The organism is Gilvimarinus sp. 1_MG-2023 (assembly GCF_030548285.1).
Genome location: NZ_JAUOSC010000174.1, coordinates 1 through 437, shown reverse-complemented (window position 1 = coordinate 437; position 437 = coordinate 1). Strand labels below are relative to the sequence as shown.

General features: G+C 49.2%; 1 protein-coding gene. It reads right to left on the bottom strand.

Features of this window, described 5'->3' with window-relative positions; all coding sequences use genetic code 11:
• Positions 1-407, bottom strand: a 407-nt coding sequence (locus Q4563_RS16285) for an asparagine synthase C-terminal domain-containing protein (protein ID WP_303605220.1), incomplete at its 3' end; no start/stop codon positions are given.
• Positions 408-437: the final 30 nt, after the last annotated feature.

Genomic DNA, 437 nt, shown 5'->3' with positions numbered 1-437 from the left:
CTGTACAGCTGTTCTAATTCATACTGGTTGGTTAAATAACGAAGATTTGAGTCAAGAAACGGGCAGCGTGCTTCGATGCTATGAGCCATGCTGGCCATGTCGAGTCTGCGTAATTCGGTAAATTGCATGTCCTGAATGAGCTGCTGACGTGTTTCTTTCCATGGATCGGTCTGATTGAACTGATGGTAGCCACCGAAGAGTTCATCAGCACCTTCTCCTGTTAGTACAACCTTGATACCTGCTTGCCTTGCTGCATGGGCCAGTAACCAGGTTGCCAGGCCGTTGCTGATGATGGATGGGTTATAGCTCTCGGTGGCGAGCACAATGTTTTTGATCAGGGCTGGGATTTCTGACTCGGATGGCAAAGGAACGAAGGTGACTGTCTTCAGACTCAGGGCTTCATTCACAGTTTGAACGGCTTGGTGATCTGGCCCTTC